The sequence below is a fragment of the Streptomyces sp. NPDC048278 genome (assembly GCF_040652195.1).
Classification (GTDB): domain Bacteria; phylum Actinomycetota; class Actinomycetes; order Streptomycetales; family Streptomycetaceae; genus Streptomyces.
Window position 1 is genome coordinate 174,684 of sequence record NZ_JBEZLP010000017.1, and the last position, 15,034, is coordinate 189,717.

Genomic DNA, 15,034 nt, shown 5'->3' on the forward strand with positions numbered 1-15,034 from the left:
TCAACACCGCGACGGACAAACACTTTTCGGCCATCGCACGGAAGGCGTCCAGGTGACGGCGGACCGGCGCGGGGCTCGGCCCGTGGCTCGGCCCCTGACCCGGCCTCTGGCTCGGCCCGCGGCTCAGTCGCTCGCGAGCCGGAAGGCCATCCGGCCGAACGCGACCTGGTCGCCCTCGCGGACGACGGCGGCGCCGGTCACCCGGCGGCCGTTCACGGTCGTGCCGTTGGTGGAGCCGAGGTCCCTGAGGACCCACAGGCCGCCCTGGTGGCGGAGTTCGGCGTGCACCCGGGAGACCGTCTCGTGGTTGAGCCGCAGTCCGTTGGCGGGGTCGCGGCCGATGCGCAGCGGGTGGCCGTGGCCCGGGTGCGGCAGCAGCAGCTTGGGCAGCCGCTCGGCCTGCCAGGCCCGGCGCAGCCGCACGGTGAAGCCGGAGACGGCCTCGACCGTGCCGAAGAGCACGCGCGCGAAGCGGTTCTCCTGAGGCAGGTCGGCGGTGAGCGCGGCGAGTTCGTCGGCGCGGCGGGCGGCCAGCGCCAGCTCCATGCGGCGCACGAACGTGTCGTGCGACAGCCGTCCCATGGCGACGCCGTCACGCAGCACGCTCAGCGCCTTGTCGCGCTCCGCGTCGGACAGCCGCGCGGGGTACGTGTGGAACTCGAAGGACGACGTCACGCTGCCGATTCTGGGTCAGTGAACCCCGGGTGTCCAGAAAACGGGAAAACGGCCGTCACGCGCGCGTACGTACGGCGACACCCGTCCCGCAAAGCCGGGATTCAAAGCGGATTGATCTCTTTTCACGGCACGATGGACGTACTACCTCACGAGGAGCCAGACGAAGGGGACCGTCCGTGCAGTTCGAGGTGTGGGCACCGCAGGCAGACCGTGTGACGCTCCATTGCGACGGCGCCACGCGCGCGTTGGAGCACGACCCGGAGCGGTCCGGCTGGTGGACCGGGGAGGCGGACGCCGAGGACGGCACCCGGTACGGGTTCGCCCTGGACGACGGCCCCGTACTGCCGGACCCGCGCTCGCGCCGCCAGCCGGACGGCCCCGACGGGCTCAGCGCGGTGGTCGACCACGAACGCCACGAGTGGCGTGCCGCCTGGCCGGGGCGCGCGCTGCCCGGCGCGGTGCTCTACGAGCTGCACGTGGGCACGTACACCCCCGAGGGCACCCTGGACGCCGCCGCCGCCCGGCTGGACCACCTGGTGGAACTGGGCGTCACCCACGTGGAGTTGATGCCGCTCTGCCCGTTCCCCGGCCGGCACGGCTGGGGGTACGAGGGCGTCTCGCTGTGGGCGGTGCACGAGCCGTACGGCGGCCCCGAGTCGCTGAAACGCTTCGTCGACCGGGCCCACGAACTCGGCCTGGGCGTCGTCCTGGACGTCGTGCACAACCACCTCGGCCCGTCCGGCAACTACCTGCCCGCGTTCGGGCCGTACTTCACGGAGACGCACCAGACGCCCTGGGGCTCCGCCGTGAACCTGGACGCGCCCGGCTCGGACGAGGTGCGCGCGTATCTGCTGGGCAGCGCGCTGGCCTGGCTGCGGGACTACCGGATCGACGGGCTGCGCCTGGACGCGGTGCACACGTTGCGGGACACGCGCGCGTGCCACTTCCTGGAGGAGCTGTCGGCGGCCGTGGCCGCCCTGGCGGCCGAGTCGGGCCGCCCGCTGTTCCTCGTCGGCGAGTCCGACCTGAACGACCCGCGGGTCATCACCCCGCGCGCGGAGCACGGGTTCGGCCTGGACGCGCAGTGGAACGACGACTTCCACCACGCCCTGCACACCGCGCTGACCGGCGAGTCCCAGGGCTACTACGCCGACTTCGGCCGTGCCCCGTTCGCCGCCCTCGCCAAGACGCTCACCGGGGGCTACTTCCACGACGGCACGTACTCCAGCTTCCGTGGCCGCCGGCACGGCCGTCCGCTGGACCGGGCGCGGGTGGCCGGGCACCGGCTGCTCGGCTACACCCAGACCCACGACCAGGTCGGCAACCGCGCCCAGGGCGACCGGCTCTCGGCGGCCCTCTCCCCCGGCCTGCTGGCCTGCGCGGCGACGCTGAGCCTGACCGCGCCCTTCACGCCGATGCTGTTCATGGGCGAGGAGTGGGCGGCCGGCACCCCCTGGCAGTTCTTCACCGACCACACGGACCCGGACCTCGCGGAGGCCGTACGGCGCGGCAGGCGGCGGGAGTTCGCGGCGCACGGGTGGGCCGCGGAGGACGTGCCCGACCCGCAGGACCCGGCGACCCGGGACCGGTCCTGCCTGGACTGGTCGGAGCCGGAACGCGAGCCGCACGCGCGCGTACTGGCCTGGTACCGCCGCCTGCTGGCGCTGCGCCGCGAACAGCCGGACCTCACGGATCCCGATCTCGCCGACACCAAGGTGGCGTACGACGAGGCGGCCCGCTGGCTGGCGTTCCGGCGCGGGGACGTACGGGTCGCGGTGAACGCGGGCAAGGAGCCGGCCGTGATCCCGCTCGGCACCGGGCGGGTGGAGGTCCTGGCCGCCTGGGACAGCGTGACGGCACCGGACCCGGACGGGGTGCTGCGGGTGCCGGGCGAGTCGTGCGTGGTGCTGACCCAGGCCTGAGCCCGGCCTGAGCCCGGCCTGATCCCGCCCGCTACAGCTCCTCGTCGTCCTCGGGGTCGTCGGTGTCCTCGCGCAGCTCCGTCACCCGCTCCAGCAGGATCGCCTCCCAGGCGCGCCGGAGCTGGGTGCGCAACAGCGGCAGGGAGCTGGCGTCGCGGCCTTCGAGGCGGTCGGTGAGACGGATGACGGTGTCGCAGCGGGCCAGCCACAGGCCGCGCAGACACGGGCGGGCGCCGTAACCGGCGAGGGTCGCCGCGCGGACGGCAGCGCCGGAGCCGACCGCGAGGGCGAGCCCGGCGATGTCCTCGGCGGGGTCGCCGACCGCCGCGTCGGTCCAGTCGAGGACGCCGCGCACCCTGCCGTCGGCGCTGACCACGAGGTGCTCGCCCTTGAGGTCGTGGTGGGCCAGCACGGCGGTGCCGGGCTGGGCGGCGAGCTGGGCGGCGCCCGGCGGGGTGAGCTGGAGCAGCCGGGCGGGGTCGAACTCGTCGGCGGCGGCCAGGCGTTCGGCGGCGGGCACGGCCATCCGGCGCAGCGCCTCCAGGGAACGCGGCGGGGTGCGCGGCACACCGAGCGTCTCGGCCTGCCGTACCGGCACCTCGCGCAGCCCGGTGAGCAGCCCGGCCAGGTCCGCCTCGCCGACCGCGGAGACGTCGTGCTCCTCGGCCGTCCCCCCGGCGATCACGGTGTCCAGGGTGTATGTCAGCCCCGGCGCCCACTCGCCGTGCGCCACGCCGGCCGGGACCGCGACCGGCAGGTGCGGTCGCATCAGGTCGCGCAGGCGCAGTTCGCGGCGCTGGCGGACGGAGGCGTCCCGGTCGGGGGCGAGGCGCAGCACATGCCGGGTGCCGACCCACCAGGCGGAGTGTTCACCGCCCTGCGCGACGGGCCGCACGTCGGGGCCCGCGGCGCCGTCCGCGCCCTCCTTGAGCAGCGAACGGACCAGTCGGCGGACGGTGTCCGCGGTGGGAGTCGGTGCCTGGGTCATGGATCGCGCCGTTGCCGTTCGGGATGGGGTAGGGGCGAGTGGTGGGTGCCGGGGCCGGGTCGGTCAGCCCACGACGACCATCTCGCGGGTGGTGTTGTTGAAACGACGGCCGCCGTCCTCGGTCACCGTGACGATGTCCTCGATGCGCACCCCGAAGCGGCCGGGCAGGTAGATGCCGGGCTCCACGGAGAAGCACATCCCGGGCACGAGCGGCTGTTCCTCGCCCTCGATCATGTACGGCGGCTCGTGCGTGGTGACGCCGATGCCGTGGCCGGTGCGGTGGATGAAGAACTCGCCGTACCCGGCGTCGGCGATGACCGCGCGGGCGGCCCGGTCGACCTTCTGGCAGGCGGCGCCGGCGCGGACGGCCCGGAAACCCGCCTCCTGGGCGGCGCGCACGATGTCGTGCACCTCGCGCTCCTCGGCGGTGGGCGGGCCGACGTGCACGGTGCGGGTGGTGTCGGAGCCGTAGCCGTCCTTGAGGCCGCCGAAGTCGAGGACGACCATGTCGCCGTCCTGGATGACCCGGTCGCCGACCTCGTGGTGCGGGTTGGCGCCGTTGGGTCCCGAGCCGACGATGGTGAAGTCGACCTGGTCGTGGCCGAAGCGGCGCAGCAGGTCGGCGAGGTCGTGGCCCACGTCGGACTCGCGGCGGCCGGCGAAGGGAACCTTGCGGATCTCCTCGAACGTCGAATCCGCAGCCGCTCCGGCGGCGGCGAGGAGTTCCAGCTCGGCCGCGTCCTTCACGGCGCGGAGCATGGGCAGTGCGTCGGTGAGGGAGGCGTAGGACGTGTCGGGGAGTGTCTTCTGCAGGCCCAGCAGGTGCATGGCCCAGGCGTTGTCGCTGATACCGAACCGGCCGCCCTTCGCGAGCAGGCCGGCGGTGACGGTGTAGGGGTCCGTGCCGTCGGTCCAGTCCCGCAGCGTCAGGACGTCCGCGGCGGCCGACTTCGCGGCGTCGGGGGCCTCCAGGGTGGGGACGACCAGCACGGGGTCCCTGCCGGGGGCCAGGACGAGGAGGGTGAGTCGTTCGGTGACCGCGGTGGGGGTGTAGCCGGTGAGCCACACCATGTCGGGGCCGGGGGCGATCAGGAGGCCCGCGAGGCCGGCGTCCGCGGCGGTGTGCGCCGCGCGCGTCATGCGGGACCTGTAGTCGGCGGCGGTGAAGGGGGCGGCGGGGGTGGTGCCGGTCATCCAGGGCCTCCTTGCGCGGGTGGCGGGGCGGTACGGGCCTCCGCATGCATCCTGCCGGGTGCGGCGGGGCCGCGCGAGCCGGTTTGGGCAGAGCCGCCGTCGCGGGTTGCGGTTGCGTTGCCGGTGCGGGTGAGTCGTGGCTGGTCGCGCAGTTCCCCGCGCCCCTTTGGGGCGCGTCCGTGCAGGTGTTCTCAGATGACGACGCCCGGCACCACCGTCAGCTGCTGGTAGCCCCCGCTCGCGTGGCGCACGGTGAGTCTGGCTTCCTTCCCCGGGCGGGCGTCGGTCACCGCTCGGACCAGGTCGGCGGCGCTGTCGATCCGTCGGGCGCCGAGCTGGAGCAGGACGTCGCCGCGCACCAGCCCCGCGGTGTAGCCAGGGCCCGGCACGTGGACGCCCACCACCAGCGCGCCCACCTTGTCGGCGTCCACGGCCTCCACGCCCAGGGTCGCGGCGGCCGTCGGCGAGGGGGTGGGGGTGGCCGGGGGTGCGGGGCGCGGGGTGGCCGGCGGGGTCCGGTGCCGTAGTTCGGCCAGTCTGCTCATGCCGATCACCGTGGCGCCGACCGTGCCGATGCCGACCCCGGACAACACCAGGAGGGTGCCGGCACAGAGGCCGAACAGCAGGGTCCTGATCCGACGGCCGCGTCGGCGCGCGGCGTGCGGGCGGTGGGCCGGGTCGGGTGGGGGGCTGTCCCCGCGCTCCTGACCGGGGATCGGTTTGGGACGCAATGCGGTCTGTTCCATGGTTCGCCTCCACCCCGAGCCCTACCCGGCGCACGCGGGCGCGACGAGACACGAACGAGTGAGACTGACCCCCGGTCAGGAGCGGGAAGCCTCAGGTCCGACCTGCGCTCTGGGCACCGTCGAGAAGGCTCGCCAGCAGGTCCGCTGCCGCCCCTGCGAGGGTCCCGCCGTACACCAGTTCCACCCGGTGGACGAGGCGCGGTGCGGTGACGGGGACGGCGACCGTGCCGGGGACGCCGGTGGCCGTGCGCAGGGGCAGCAGGGTGAGGCCGTGTCCCGCGGCGGTCAGGGCGGTGAGGGTGCGGACGTCGGAGCCGTCGTAGCGCAGGGCCGGGCGGAAGGCACCGCCGCCGGTCGCGGTGCGCAACTGGCTCAGCGGCGGGGCCGCGTCGGGGGCGTCGAGCCAGCGGGCGTCGGCGAGGTCCGCGAGGCGCAGGCCGGGACGGCGGGCGAGCGGGTGTCCGGCGGGGAGCAGGACGGCGACGGGTTCCTCGCCGGCGCCGTGCGCGGTCAGGGGCGCCACGTCGGGCACCCGCAGGGGGTCGCTGGGGGCGGCGAGCCCGTCGAGGAGGCCCAGGTCGGCGGTGCCGGTGGCCACCGCGGCCGGGATCCCGTCACGGGGCAGGACGCGCAGGGTGACGCCGGCCGCGGGGAGCGCGGCGAGGACGGCGGGGCCGAGGGCGGTCGGCGTGGCGGCGAGGGTCAGGCCGGGCTCGGGTGCGGCGGCCATCCGTACGACGTCCGCGCGGGCCGCCTCCAGGCGCAGCAGCAGCGGGGCGGCGTGTTCGAGCAGCCGTTCACCGGCCGCCGTCGGGGTCACCGGGCGGCGGGTGAGCAGCGCGGCGCCGAGGTCCTGTTCGAGGGCGGCGATGTGCTGGGAGACCGCGGACTGGGTGTAGCCCAGCTCGCGCGCGGCCTCCGAGAAGGAGGCCAGGCGGGCCACGGCGACATACGTGCGCAGGAGGTGCGGATCCATGTCACCCAGGATCGCATCAGTGATGCTTATCAGGAGTACACCGATCATCGTTGGACGTGAACCGGAGCGCGCGCCGAGGATGGATCCATGACGAACTCCGCAGCTCGGACCGCCACGCTCGCCCTGGTCGGGGACCGCTCCCCCAACGTCGTGTCGCACACCCGGATCCCGCTCCTCCTGGACGCCCTGGCCCGGCGCGACCGGCTGGTCCTCGACGCCTACTGGATCCCCTCCGAGGACGCCGAGGACGCGGACGCGGTGCGCGGCTTCGACGCGGTGTGGGTGCTGCCGGGCAGCCCGTACCGCAGCGAGGCGGGCGTCCTGCGGGCGATCCGGACCGCCCGCGAGGAGGGCATCCCGTTCCTGGGCACCTGCGGGGGTTTCCAGCACGCGCTCCTGGAGTACGCCCGCGACGTCTGCGGCCTGACCCGGGTGGCGCACGCCGAGAACGACCCCGACGCCGAGGACCTCCTGATCGAGCCGCTGGCCTGCTCCCTGGTCGGTCACGAGGCCGCGGTGCGCGTCGAGCCGGGCACCCTGGCCGAGTCGGCGATCGGCTCCGGGCGCACGGTCGAGCGCTACTTCTGCTCGTACGGCCCCTCCCGCCACCTCGACACCCTGCGCGCCCACGGGCTGCGGCTCTCGGGCCACGACGAGGACGGCCATGTCCGCGTCGCCGAACTGCCCGGCCACCCCTTCTTCCTGGCCACGCTCTTCCAGCCGGAGCTGTCGGGCGACGGCTCGCACCCGCATCCGGTGATCCGGGCACTGGCCCGGGCGGCCGTCGCGCATGCCGACGAGCGGGTTCGCGCGTCGGTGTGAGGCCGGGGCCCCGCCGTCCGGCTCCCGGCCGCCGTGTTGTTCAGCGGCCGAGGCGTGCCCGCACCATGTGCACCATGGCGTCGACTTCGTCGATGCGCATCAGGCGTGCGAGAAGGACGAACAGAGCGATCAGTACGGCCGCTCCCGCGGCGAGTGCCGTGAGCGCGGCGACGGCCGGGGTGTGCATCACTGTCATCAGCCGGGCGGCGACCCATCCGGCCGCCAGGGACGCGGGAAGGGCGGCCCCGATGAGACGGGCGTAGGTGCGCAGGACCCGCCCGCCGTCGAGGTCGCCGCCGAGCCGGCCGCGCAGCCGTCTCCAGGCGACGCCGACACCGATGACGTAGGCCAGGCCGTAGGAGAGGGCCATGCCGGTCACGGCCCACCGCGCGGGAAGCAGCAGATAGGCCGCGAAGGATCCGGCGGCGTTCACGAGCGCCACGACGAGGGTGTTGAAGAACGGCGTCCGGGTGTCTTCGTAGGCGTAGAACCCGCGCAGCACCACGTACTGCACCGAGTACGGGATCAGCCCCAGGGCGAAGGCCATCAGCACGAAGCCGATGTTGCGGGCGCCTTCCTCACCGGCTCCGGCGTAGAGCAGCTGGATCAGAGGCACTCCGAGAGCGAGAAACGCGAAAGCACAGGGAACGATAGCGACCGCCGAAGTGCGCAGTCCCCGGGAGATGTCGTCCCGGACCGCTGCGTGGTCGCCGTCGGCGGCGGCGCGGGCGATGCGGGGAAGAACGGCTGTCATCACGGAGACGGTGATGATGGCCTGCGGCATCTGCCAGAGGAGGAGCGCGTAGTTGTACGCGGTGATGCCGGTGCCGGGGTGTCCGGCCTTCTCCGCGGTCGCACCGGCGGCGGTGGCAAGACGCGTCACGACGACCATGCCGGCCTGGTTGACGAGCACGAACAGGAAGGTCCACTTCGCCAGGCCGAGAGCCTTCCCGAGGCCATGGCCGCGCCAGTCGAAGCGGAGGCGGATCCGGAATCCCGAGTCGCGCAGGTACGGGACCATGGCCAGGGCCTGAACCGCCAGCCCCAGAAGCGTGCCGAGACCGAGGAGCCGTATTCCCTGCGGTGTGATCGTCGATGCCGAGATTCCCGAGCGGGAGGCCGTACCGAAAACCCAGGCAAACGCCCCGAAGGCGGCGATGATCAGGATGTTGTTCAGGACGGGCGTCCACATCATGGCGCCGAACCGCTCCCGCGCGTTCAGGATCTGACCCATCACCACGTGAATCCCCATGAAGAACATCGTGGGCAGGCAGTAGCGGGCGAAGGCGACCGCGACCCGCATCTGGTCGGGGTGCGTGGCCATCGAGGGCGACATGACGCGGATGAACTCCGGCGCCGCGACGACACATACCAGGGTCGCGGAGCCGAGGAACGTGACGACCAGGGTGATGAGACGGTTGGCGTATGCGGCACCTCCGTCGGAGTCCTCCTTCATCGACCGCACCAGCTGCGGGATGAAGACCGCGTTGAGGGCGCCGCCGCCGACCAGCACGTAGATCATGGTGGGGAGCGTGTTGGCCACCTGGTAGGTGTCGTTGAGCGTTCCCACACCGAGCGCCGCCCCCATGACCAGGGTGCGCAGAAAGCCGGTCAGGCGTGAGACCAGGGTTCCGGCCGCCATCAGGGCGCTGGACTTCATGAGGGAGTTCGCGCCCGCGACGGAGCCGGACACCCGGCGGATCCGGAGCGTCTCGACGTCGCGGTCGCCCCCGTCCGGCGCGGCCTGCCGGGCGCGACCCCGCGGCCCGGGCTCCGAAGCGACCGCGCGGCTGCCGTCACCGTCACCGTTCATACGTGATCCATCGCTCCGTATCCCCGCCGACCAGGACGGACACGCCACCCTACCGGCGCGCCAACTCGCCGTGGTCCAAGGGACGTTGCGGTCGGCGTACCGCGACTCCGATCGGCCCGTTCCCCGTTCCCCGTCGTCGTCGGACGCCGTTGTCAGTGGGGGCTGTTACGTTCTGTGACATGACCGATGACTGCCTGCGGCTGCTCCGGCAGCACCGCCGCCTGGCCGAACTGGCGGCGTTTCCCTTCAACTTCGACCTGGACCGTGCCGGCGACGGCCACGTCGAACCGGTCGGCTCGCCTCCGGTGGCTCGCTGGACGCGGTGGCGGGCTGCGACACCGGCGGCACGTACTTCGTGTGCGCGGACGGCTCGTTGCTGTACGCCGACTCCGAGGGCTCGGCCGGGATCATAGGGTCGTCCGTCGACGAGGCGCTGGAAGTCGTGATCGGCCTGCCGGGCTGGCGGGACCACGTGAGCCTGACTCCGGCGGACGGCGAGGCGGCGATCCTCGCGCGCGTGGCCGAGATCGAGGACGAGATCCGCGAGTACCACGGCATCGACGAGGAGCGCGCCGAACTCCGGGCCGCCCTGGGCCTGCCCGACCGATCCCCCGTCGACCTGCTCGGCATGCTGCACACGGCTCTGCTGCGCACCGAGCCCGACTTCCTCCTGCTCAACGCGGACGAGGGCTGCGCCTACGACCTGCTGGACCCGCACCCCCGGCCGCCCCTGTGGGAGTCGGTACGGCACGAGGTGCCCGGCGACCCGGCCGACCAGCCGCTGTCGACCTGGGCCCGGCTGGCGGCCGAGCAGGGGATGACCGAACTCGCCCGGGTGGCGCTGATCCGGCGGCTGGACGCCATATACCTGGACCAGAGCCTGCTGCTGCGGCCCGGCAGCAGAAAGGACCTCGATCCGGCGCCGCTGCTCCGGCTGGCCGGGGAGTTCGAGCGGCTGGGCGACCTGGCGCAGGCCGAGCGGGCCCGGGGTCTGCACGCCTCCCTCCGGTAGGGACCCGTGCGGCGGGCGCCGTCAGCCGACCGGGAGTACCGGGGCGAGCGGGGGGCGGTCCGGGACGAAGCCGTGGGTCCGGCGGGCGAGGTGGTCGGGCCGGTAGCGGTCGACGCGCTGGTGCCAGTTGAGGATGCCGGCCATCCAGTTCTGCAGGTCGCGGACGTAGCCCTCCATGGCTTCGCGCGCCTCGGCGGACAGCTCGAAATCGTCGTACACGACGGGGAGTTCGCTCGCGACGACGTGTTCGAACTGCTGCATCCGCTGGGTCGTCAGGTCGTGCACGACATGGAGCGCGGTCGGGTAGTCGACGCCGAAGAAGTTCTGCACGACGAGGACGGCGTTGTGCAGCTCGCCCTCGTACTGGATCTCCTTCTGGTAGGAGAAGACGTCGTTGACGAGCATGCCGTAGTCGATGGCGGCGTTCTCCAGGGAGCGCACCGGGCCGCTGCGGTACACCTCCGGCGGGATCGCGGGGCCGTGGCCGCGGCGGGCCAGGCTCAGGGTGAGGTCCGAGCCGAAGGTGGACCGGCGCATCTCCAGGTAGTCGACCGGGTCGGGGATGCGGTGCTGGAGCTGGTTGGACATCTCCCAGAGCCAGCTCTCGGTCATCCGGTCGACGGACTGCCGGAGAGCGATCCGGTCCTCCGCGCCCATCCCGGCGGTGGTGCGGGCCCACAGGTCGAGCAGGCCGCGTTCCATGCCGGTGGCCGGCACCGGCACGGGTTCGTCGGCGAGGGGCATGCACGCCGACAGTCGGGCGGTGGCGAGCCGGGCGCCGGCCAGGTCGCGGCGGGCGCCGAAGCAGAGGGGGTAGTAGTCGTCGGCGTAGGTGCCCCAGGCCAGCCACCGGGCGCTCAGGTCGAGTTCCTCGGGGGTGGCGTCGGGGTCGAGCCCCGCGGCGCAGAGCACGAGGTCGGAGGCGGTCAGCCGGTCCTCGTCCCAGACGCCCTCGGACAGCATGCCGGTGCCGTGCATCCAGGCGGCCAGCCGGGGCCGGGCGGCGTCGAGATGCGGGCTGAGCTCGACCTCGTACGGCATGTGGAAGTCGGGCAGGAGGGAGGGGCCGACCTGCTGGAAGGGCACATGGGAGTAGGCGCGCAGGCGCTCCGCGGCAGCCGCGGCCAGTAAGGCCCCGACGTCGGCGGCGGAGGTGCCGGGGCCGGTGAGCTGCTGCCAGGGCGAGGACGGGACGGCGCCCTTGTTCATGTAGCGGCTGGAGCGCAGGTGCCATTCGTGGCCGCCCGACTGCCAGTCCTGAAGCCCCTTGGTGTAGGCGGCGATCGCGGCGGCCTCGCCGGGGGTGAGGCCCTTCTCGGCGGCGAGGGCCGGGACTTCGGTGAGGGCGGTGTGCTCGAACTGGTGGAGGCGGGAGGTGAGGATGTCGTTGACCGCGTCGGCGGCCTCCTGGGTGGTGCAGTCGAAGAAGGTCTCCAGGACCAGCACGCCGTTGCTGTTCTCGCCCTCGTCCTCCACCTCTCGCTGGTAGGAGAACAGGTCGTTGCGCAGGTGGACGGCGTCGGCGAAGGTCTCCATGAGCACCCTGAGCGGCCGTGTGCCGGAGACGACGGCGGGCACCTCGGCCGTCGCGTACTCCACCAGCCCCGCCGACCACGGGGCGCCGCCGACCTTGCGGCGCATCTCGATGTACTCGACGGGGTTGGCGATCCGCCCCTCGTTGATGTTGGACAGCTCCCACATCGACTCGTTCAGCAGGTGCTCGGTGGCGACCGAGAAGCGCCGCCGCCAGTCGACCGACATCGACGGCACGGTGCGCGCCCACAGGTCGGCGAGGCCCGCCTCGACCGGGTTCTGCGGCTCCGGCACGGGCGTCGCCGGGTCGAGCGGCATGAACAGCGGGAGCCGGTCGAGGTGGGCCTTGCCGGCGGCGCGGTCCTGGGTTCGCTTGTACATGTCGAGGAAGTGGTCGTCGAAGAAGAACACCCACACGTACCAGTCGGTGATCAGCGAGAGGGCGGGGCCGTCGCAGTCGGGGTGGGTGTAGCCGCACAGCAGGCCGTAGTCGTGTGCCTCCAGGTCGGCCTGGGTCCAGATGCCGGAACCCTCCAGCATGCCCATCTCGCGGGCCCACTCGGTGGAATGGGCCCGGGCCTCCTCCAGGTGCGGGTTGAGCCGCGCGGGATACGGCATGTAGAAGTGCGGGAGTTCGAACGGCTGCGTCATGGCCGGGGCCCTACCCGCGCGCCTCGATGGCCATCCGGCGCGCGGCACATGATCACACCATCGCGTGAACCGGGGCCGAATCCGGGAACTCCGGGCGGCCAGGGCTCCCGCGGCGGCGTCCCGGAGCGCCCCCGCGGACCGCGGACCCGCTGCGTCCCTGCTGGGGCCCGTCTTGCCGGGCCCCGCCGCACGGGCCACCGTGGTCGCATGACCGCCTCTGCCGATGCCGGTGAAGCCCCGCCCGTCCCCGATGTGTTCGATCCGCGCCGGTACGCGGTCGCCGTGCCGTACGCCGACTACCGCGTCCTGCGCGACCACCACCCGGTGGCCTGGCAGGAGGAGCCCGAGGTGCTGGGGTGGCCGGCCGGGCCGGGGTTCTGGGCGGTGGCACGGCACGCGGACGTGGTGCGGGTGCTCAAGGACCCGGGGACGTACTCGTCGTGGCTGGGCGCGACCCAGATCCGGGATCCGGACCCGGAGGACCTGCCGTTCATCCGGCGCATGATGCTCAACCAGGATCCGCCGCACCACGGCCGGCTGCGGCGGACGGTGAGCCGGGCCTTCACCCCGGGGCGGACCGAGCGGTTCGAGGCGGTGGTACGGGAGCGGGCCCGGGCGCTGTTCACCCGGGCCCTGGAGAAGGCCCGCGCGGGGGACGGCACGGTGGACCTGGTCGCCGCCGTCACCGACGAGTACGCGCTGCTCAACCTCGCCGATCTGCTGGGCGTCCCGGAGAGCGACCGGGGGCTGCTGCTGCACTGGACGCAGCGGGTGATCGGCTACCAGGACCCGGACGAGGCCGGCCCCGGGACGCTCGACGGCGAGGGCAGGCCGGTGAATCCACGGTCGCCCGCGATGCTCGGGGACATGTTCGGGTACGCCCGGCAACTCGCCGCGCACAAGCGCCGGAACCCGGCCGACGACGTCATGACGGCCCTCGCCCACGACCCGGAACTCGCCGACGGCGAACTGGAGATGTTCTTCTTCCTGCTGACCGTCGCAGGCAACGACACGGTGCGCTCGGCCGCCCCCGGCGGACTGCTGGCACTGGCCGAACACCCGCAGTCGTACCGCCTGTTGCGCGCAGGGAAGGCCGGACCGGACGGTGCGGTCGACGAGTTGCTGCGCTGGCACCCGCCGGTGCTGACCTTCCGCCGTACCGCCGCACGGGACACCGAGCTGGGCGGGCGGCAGATCAGGAAGGGCGACAAGGTGGTCGTCCTGCACGCCTCGGCCAACCGGGACGAGCGGGCCTTCGCCGGGCCCGACCGTCTCGACCTCACCCGGGCGCCGAACCCGCACGTCTCCTTCGGGGACGGGCCGCACGTCTGCCTGGGCGCCCACTTCGCCCGGCTCCAGCTGCGCACGCTCTACGCGCAGGCACCGGCCGTCCTCCGGCCCGCGGGTCCCGCCGAACGGCTCGTGTCGAACTTCATCAACGGGCTCAAGTCGCTGCCGATGCACCTGGGTTGACCTGGATCAGGGCATGGGTGCCGGCCGTGCGCCAGCGCTCCCCCTCGGCCCCGTCCAGGGCGGCCTCGGTGTCCGCGGAGAGCCCGGTGATCACATCGGACTTGAGGGTGCGCAGCGCCGCCACCGGACCCGGGAACCAGGCGGTGACGTCGGCGAAGGGGGTGGTCGGCGGCCAGAGCCGGTCACCCACCAGACGGCGGTAGTTGAGGTCGCCCTTGAAGATCGTCAGCGCCGCCGAGGCGAAGTCGGCGCGCAGGTCGCCGGGCATCTCGGCGTACGGCAGCGGGGCGCAGGAGAACGGGTGGGCGCGGACCACGAGGCGGCCGTCGGCCATCGCCGACCAGAGGGTACGGCCGTACCCGGCGGCGGCGCCCGGGGCCGCGGTGAGCCTGCGCAGGGCGTCGAGCACGTCGGCGGTCGTGGCGTCGGAGACGTAGTAGGGGTAGGGCTTGACGTGCAGGACCGCGCGGGCGACGCGGCCGGTGTCCAGGAGGTGGGCGATCAGCAGCAGGTCGGGGACGAGTTCGCGGCCCGCGTTGTCGGCGACCAGGCACAGGGTGCCGCCGTGGAGCAGCGGCCACAACGCGGCGCTGTCGTCGGCGACCAGGGCGTCGACGGCCGCGCCCGACTCGGCGGCGGAGAGCCGGAAGCCGAGGTCGGCGCGGTTGCCCCACAGGGAGCCGTGCAGCAGGGCCCGGTCCGCGTCGCCGGCGAGGCCGTCCAGCGCGGCCAGTTCCTCGTCGGTCTCCTTGGCGTCGAGTTCGGCGAGCTTGAACGGGCGGAAGGGGTCGATGCCCTGCCAGGGTCCGGGCGCGAAGTAGCCGACGGCGTCCAGGAGACGGCGGTAGAACCAGCTCTCCGACCACAGCCACGGCACGTCGAACCAGGACCGGCCGACGTGGGCGTCCAGGCCCCAGCCACGCCAGTCGCCCGGGGCACCGGGAGCACCGGGAGCGCCAGGGGTATCGCCGGGCAGCGGTTCGATCGCGCCCTCGGTGCAGTTGTGCAGCAGCGCGTCGAGGGCGTGGTGCTGCTCGGGGCCGTACGGGAAGGCGTCCCGCACCTGACGGATGATCGCGGGGTGGCGTTCGGCCAGCACGCTGTGCGGGAACGGACCGGTGGTCCCGAGGATCACGGGCGGTGCGGCGGAGTCGGGCATGGGCGTCACGCTATCGCGCGGACCGCGCGGCTCCGCCGCACCGCACGGTGCCTGTCACGCGGCCCCCGAC

The 15,034-nt window shown here is 73.4% G+C and carries 13 protein-coding genes; 4 read left to right on the plus strand and 9 right to left on the minus strand.

The window, feature by feature from the left end:
* Positions 1-123 precede the first annotated feature (123 nt).
* Positions 124-675, minus strand: a complete 552-nt coding sequence (locus AB0D74_RS28070) for a DUF1707 and FHA domain-containing protein (protein ID WP_362592718.1) — start codon at positions 673-675, stop codon at positions 124-126.
* A 176-nt stretch (positions 676-851) separates the two neighbouring features.
* Here AB0D74_RS28070 and treZ point away from each other — a divergent pair, with 176 nt between their 5' ends.
* Positions 852-2,597: a malto-oligosyltrehalose trehalohydrolase gene (gene treZ / locus AB0D74_RS28075; RefSeq protein WP_362592721.1), complete on the plus strand. Its 1,746-nt coding sequence runs from the start codon at positions 852-854 to the stop codon at positions 2,595-2,597.
* Positions 2,598-2,628: 31 nt separating this feature from the next.
* Here treZ and AB0D74_RS28080 read toward each other — a convergent pair whose 3' ends face one another.
* The 4 genes from AB0D74_RS28080 to AB0D74_RS28095 all read right to left on the minus strand — a co-directional run bounded on the left by AB0D74_RS28080 (position 2,629) and on the right by AB0D74_RS28095 (position 6,501).
* Positions 2,629-3,585 (minus strand): aminoglycoside phosphotransferase family protein, encoded by a 957-nt coding sequence (locus AB0D74_RS28080; protein ID WP_362592724.1) that lies wholly within the window; start codon positions 3,583-3,585, stop codon positions 2,629-2,631.
* A gap of 63 nt (positions 3,586-3,648) precedes the next feature.
* Positions 3,649-4,779, minus strand: a complete 1,131-nt coding sequence (locus AB0D74_RS28085; protein WP_362592727.1) for an aminopeptidase P family protein — start codon at positions 4,777-4,779, stop codon at positions 3,649-3,651.
* A 191-nt stretch (positions 4,780-4,970) separates the two neighbouring features.
* Positions 4,971-5,525, minus strand: coding sequence for a PDZ domain-containing protein (locus AB0D74_RS28090; RefSeq protein ID WP_362592730.1), 555 nt, complete (start codon positions 5,523-5,525; stop codon positions 4,971-4,973).
* A gap of 91 nt (positions 5,526-5,616) precedes the next feature.
* A complete protein-coding gene (locus AB0D74_RS28095; RefSeq protein ID WP_362592733.1) occupies positions 5,617-6,501 on the minus strand; it encodes a LysR family transcriptional regulator in 885 nt (294 codons plus the stop codon).
* Between the two features lie 87 nt (positions 6,502-6,588).
* Between AB0D74_RS28095 and AB0D74_RS28100 the strand changes: the two genes are divergently transcribed.
* Positions 6,589-7,323: a hypothetical protein gene (locus AB0D74_RS28100; protein WP_362592736.1), complete on the plus strand. Its 735-nt coding sequence runs from the start codon at positions 6,589-6,591 to the stop codon at positions 7,321-7,323.
* 40 nt (positions 7,324-7,363) lie between these two features.
* Here the strand turns inward: AB0D74_RS28100 and murJ are convergent, their stop codons facing one another.
* Together murJ and AB0D74_RS28110 are read right to left on the minus strand one after the other, a co-directional pair.
* Positions 7,364-9,136 (minus strand): murein biosynthesis integral membrane protein MurJ, encoded by a 1,773-nt coding sequence (murJ, locus tag AB0D74_RS28105; protein WP_362592739.1) that lies wholly within the window; start codon positions 9,134-9,136, stop codon positions 7,364-7,366.
* 152 nt (positions 9,137-9,288) lie between these two features.
* Positions 9,289-9,417 (minus strand): hypothetical protein, encoded by a 129-nt coding sequence (locus tag AB0D74_RS28110; RefSeq protein ID WP_362592741.1) that lies wholly within the window; start codon positions 9,415-9,417, stop codon positions 9,289-9,291.
* Positions 9,418-9,458: 41 nt separating this feature from the next.
* Between AB0D74_RS28110 and AB0D74_RS28115 the strand changes: the two genes are divergently transcribed.
* Positions 9,459-10,148: a hypothetical protein gene (locus AB0D74_RS28115; RefSeq protein WP_362592744.1), complete on the plus strand. Its 690-nt coding sequence runs from the start codon at positions 9,459-9,461 to the stop codon at positions 10,146-10,148.
* Positions 10,149-10,169: 21 nt separating this feature from the next.
* On the opposite strand, the gene cyc2 is transcribed toward AB0D74_RS28115, so the two are convergent.
* Positions 10,170-12,332, minus strand: coding sequence for a germacradienol/geosmin synthase Cyc2 (gene cyc2 / locus AB0D74_RS28120; protein ID WP_362592747.1), 2,163 nt, complete (start codon positions 12,330-12,332; stop codon positions 10,170-10,172).
* Positions 12,333-12,539: 207 nt separating this feature from the next.
* On the opposite strand from cyc2, the gene AB0D74_RS28125 reads away from it, so the two are divergent.
* On the plus strand, positions 12,540-13,805 hold the full coding sequence (locus tag AB0D74_RS28125) for a cytochrome P450 (protein WP_362592750.1): 1,266 nt from the start codon (positions 12,540-12,542) through the stop codon (positions 13,803-13,805).
* Here the strand turns inward: AB0D74_RS28125 and AB0D74_RS28130 are convergent.
* Positions 13,777-14,964 (minus strand): damage-control phosphatase ARMT1 family protein, encoded by a 1,188-nt coding sequence (locus tag AB0D74_RS28130; RefSeq protein WP_362592754.1) that lies wholly within the window; start codon positions 14,962-14,964, stop codon positions 13,777-13,779. The genes AB0D74_RS28125 and AB0D74_RS28130 overlap by 29 nt on opposite strands.
* Between the last annotated feature and the right edge of the window lie 70 nt (positions 14,965-15,034).